Here is a 3,825-nt window from a genome sequence, read left to right as displayed (position 1 = left end):
GGTCGCGGTCGGCATCGGGCAAAAAGTCGTAATTCGAGTGGCCAATGTTGTTGAAAACAATGCTGAACACCGGCACCGCCAGCAGCGACCACACGTTGAAGTCGTGCAACAGCATGGGCAGCAAAATCACATTGCCCAGCATCATCGCCTCCACCGGGTGAAAACAGTAGCTGGACCAGGGCGTGACCACCACCGAGCGGTAATGCACCAGATGAAAGCGGCGCAACCAGGGCCGATGCAGCAGCCAGTGGTTGGCGTAGAAGTGCACCTCGTTCCACACCACCAGAAAGCCTATTTCCAGTGCGATCTGCCAGCCGCTGGAACCGGTGGACAGCTTGGCCCAGCCGAGTTGCAAAAAGCCCCAGGGCACGACGCTGCCCACACCAAACAGCAGGATGGCAATGGCGGATTGTTGTAGTTCGCGGGCATTCTGGCCGGGGCTGGTCGGGCGCGGGTCTAACGGGCCGCCATGGTCCCACCGAGGCATGATCTTGTGAACGATATACAGGTTGATGGCACCCGCGCCCAGGTCCAGCACACCGAAGAATAGGCAGCCCCACAGCATGATTTGGTACCCGCTAAGGTAAAGAATGGTGTCGCGCATCGATGGAGGGCAAAACAGATCAGCTAGGGTTTACGAGAGATACGCTCGGTTTACTGTAGCACTCTAGCCAAGTGCAGCCTGTGCTGGCATTGGCTTGCAAATTGCTTGTGTCACGAAATAGTCGCGGAGTAGTCATAAATCGCCACTACGATTGCGCAAGCATAAGGCTGGCAGTAGTATGCAATCGGGGATTGCAAGGCATTTTTTATGCCTCCATACCGCCAGTCCAGGCTGGGTGTTTGCAAACGCGTTTCCTTGCCGGAGCGTCTGCAGGACCCTGATCTTTCATGTGTCAAATGTGTCTTCATCGGATTACGAAAAGGAAGTGATATGCCTCGTCAAATGTTCAAATTTCTTGCCATCACCGCAGCGGTTTCTGCTGCCCTGGGTGGTGTGCAAAGCGCCTCGGCCCAGTCGGCCCAACTGGTCGCTGCAGCCAAGGCCGAAGGTGAGTTGACTGTTATCGCGCTGGCGCGCTCATGGTGTGGTTATGGCAAGTTGATCGATGCCTTCAAGGCCAAATACGGCATCAAGGTGAATGAACTGAACCCCGACGCGGGCTCGGGTGACGAACTGGAAGCCATCAAGGCCAATAAAGACAACAAAGGCCCGCAAGCGCCCGACGTGATCGACGTGGGCTTGTCCTTCGGCCCCCAGGCCAAGGCCGCAGGTTTGCTGCAGCCTTACAAGGTAGCCAACTGGGCCACCATTCCGGATTCGACCAAGGACGCGCAAGGCTACTGGTACGGCGATTACTACGGCGTGCTGGCCTTTGAAGTCAACACCGATCTGATCAGCAAGGTGCCTGCCGACTGGAGCGACCTGCTCAAGGCCGACTACAAGAATTCCGTGGCTCTGGCGGGTGATCCACGCTCGGCCAACCAAGCCATCCAGGGCGTGTACGCCGCGGGTGTGGCCATGGGTGGCAAGGATGCCGCGTCTACCAGCGCTGCGGGTTTGAAGTTCTTCGCTGATATGAATAAGGCCGGTAATTTTGTGCCTGTGACCGGCAAAGCCGCGTCGCTGGCCCAAGGCACCACGCCCATTGTGATTCGCTGGGACTACAACGCTTTGGCTGACCGTGACGCACTCAAGGGCAACCCCAAGGTCGCCGTCGTTGTGCCTAAGACCGGTGTGGTTGCCGGTGTGTACGTGCAAGGCATCAGCGCCTATGCACCGCACCCGAACGCTGCCAAGCTGTGGATGGAATTCCTGTACTCGGACGAAGGCCAAATCGGCTGGTTGGACGGCTACTGCCACCCCATCCGTTTCACCGACCTGGTCGCCAAGAACAAGTTGCCTAAAGCCATGCTCGACAAGCTGCCACCCGCAGCCGGTTACGCCAAGGCCGTGTTCCCTACCCTGGAAGACCAAAACGCCTCTAAAGACATTATCACCAAGCAATGGGGTGTGGTGGGCGCTGACGTAGCCAAGTAAGCATCGCGTCGCGTTAGTTACCTCGCTGGCATGGTTCTCACGGGCCATGCCAGTATTGTTTTTGGGACCGTTTGCTGAAAGGCGCAGCACCACGTGGCACATACTTTGAACTCCGGGGCGGGCATGGCTCCGGCTAAATCCGCCAACTGGCACTGGCTTGGCGTGACGCCATTCCTGCTGTTTGCTGCGCTGTTTTTGATTTTACCTACCGCCTACCTGATGGTCGGGGCGTTCCAGAACGAAGCCGGGCATTTCACCCTGGACAACATTATTGGCCTGTGGACTGATAGCGTCATCCAGGCCTACTGGATCAGCTTTCGCATCAGCGCCGCGTCGGCCCTGGGCGGCGGCATCATTGGTTTCTTGCTGGCCTGGGCGGCCGTGCAGGGCAAGCTGCCTGCTTGGATACGGCCTACGCTGATGACGTTCTCGGGTGTGGCATCCAACTTTGCCGGCGTGCCCCTGGCTTTTGCCTTCTTGGCTACGCTGGGCCGGGTCGGTCTGGTCACGGCGCTGATGCGCAAGTACCTGGGATTTGATCTGTACTCCACCGGCTTCAGCATCCTCAGCTTCACCGGGCTGACCTTGACCTACCTGTATTTTCAAATTCCGTTGATGGTGCTGATCGTCTCGCCCGCGTTGGAGGGCTTGAAGAAAGAGTGGCGTGAGGCCTGCGACTGCCTGGGCGGATCGGCCTTCCACTATTGGCGCTATATCGCGATGCCGGTACTGTGGCCCAGCATCATGGGAGCCATGTTGCTGTTGTTTGCCAATGCTTTTGGCGCGGTGGCCACGGCCTACGCGTTGACTGGCAGCTCGCTCAATATCGTGCCCATCCTGCTGTATGCGCAAATTCGTGGCGACGTGCTGCACAACCCCAACCTGGGCTACGCGCTGGCCCTGGGGATGGTGGTGATTACGGGTGTTTCCAACGCAGGCTACATCTGGCTGCGCAGCAAATCTGAAAAGGGGCGCACATGACTACCAGCGCGCAATCTTCCTCCCGCCTGGGTGCCTGGATCGCCATTTGCGTCGGGGCCAGTTATTTTTTGATCCCGCTCATCGCCACCTTTGAGTTCAGCCTGCGCATGCTGCGCGGCGAATACAGCTTTGAGGCCTACCGGGTGGTGTTTACCGACCCGCTGTTCCAGGCCACGTTTGGCTATTCGATCATGATGGCCGTCATCACCATCGTGGTGGGGGTGCTACTGGTGGTGCCCACGGCGTACTGGGTGCAGTTGCGCTTGCCCAAGCTGCGGCCGCTGGTGGAGTTCATCACCTTGCTGCCGCTGGTGATTCCGGCCATCGTCATCGTGTTTGGCTACCTGCGCATCTTTGGCAGCAGTTCGTGGATTCCATTGACCGGCAACGAGCGGGCGACCGACTTTTTGCTAGTGTGCAGCTACGTGACTTTGTCACTGCCCTACATGTACCGTTCCATTGATACTGGCCTGCGCACCGTCGACGTGCGCACCCTGACCGAGGCTGCCGAAGTGCTGGGCGCTGGCACCTTCACCATTTTGTTCAAGGTGATCTTCCCGAACCTGCGGTCGGCCATTTTGTCGGGCGCGTTTTTGACCTTTGCCGTGGTGATTGGTGAGTTCACCATGGCCAGCCTGCTGAGCCGCCCGGCATTTGGTCCGTACCTGCAACTGGTGGGTGCCAATAAAGCTTATGAGCCGTCCGCGCTGGCGGTGATGGCTTTCATGATCACCTGGGCTTCCATGGGCCTGATCCAAGTGTTTGGCCGCAACGCCAAGAACGCCGTCAAACCCTAATTTTTC

Annotated in this window: 4 protein-coding genes; 3 read left to right on the top strand and 1 reads right to left on the bottom strand. The window is 58.3% G+C overall.

Translation table 11 applies throughout. From position 1 onward, the window contains the following. On the bottom strand, nt 1-604 hold a 604-nt coding region (locus ABI213_RS12700; protein ID WP_348027371.1), incomplete at its 3' end, for a sterol desaturase family protein. Nucleotides 605-934: 330 nt separating this feature from the next. Between ABI213_RS12700 and ABI213_RS12695 the strand changes: the two genes are divergently transcribed. The 3 genes from ABI213_RS12695 to ABI213_RS12685 all read left to right on the top strand — a co-directional run bounded on the left by ABI213_RS12695 (nt 935) and on the right by ABI213_RS12685 (nt 3,819). After that, complete coding sequence (locus ABI213_RS12695) at nt 935-2,041, top strand: extracellular solute-binding protein (RefSeq protein ID WP_348027369.1); 1,107 nt, start codon at nt 935-937, stop codon at nt 2,039-2,041. Nucleotides 2,042-2,164: 123 nt separating this feature from the next. Next, nucleotides 2,165-3,022, top strand: a complete 858-nt coding sequence (locus ABI213_RS12690) for an ABC transporter permease subunit (RefSeq protein WP_348027373.1) — start codon at nt 2,165-2,167, stop codon at nt 3,020-3,022. After that, nucleotides 3,019-3,819 carry an ABC transporter permease gene (locus ABI213_RS12685; RefSeq protein ID WP_348027367.1) on the top strand — a complete coding sequence of 267 codons (801 nt, stop codon included), beginning with the start codon at nt 3,019-3,021 and terminating at the stop codon, nt 3,817-3,819. Before ABI213_RS12690 ends, ABI213_RS12685 begins: the two co-directional genes overlap by 4 nt. The last annotated feature ends 6 nt before the right edge of the window (nt 3,820-3,825 follow it).

It is taken from the genome of Rhodoferax sp., assembly GCF_039922535.1.
GTDB lineage: Bacteria > Pseudomonadota > Gammaproteobacteria > Burkholderiales > Burkholderiaceae_C > Rhodoferax_B.
This window is presented reverse-complemented; position numbering and strand designations above follow the sequence as displayed.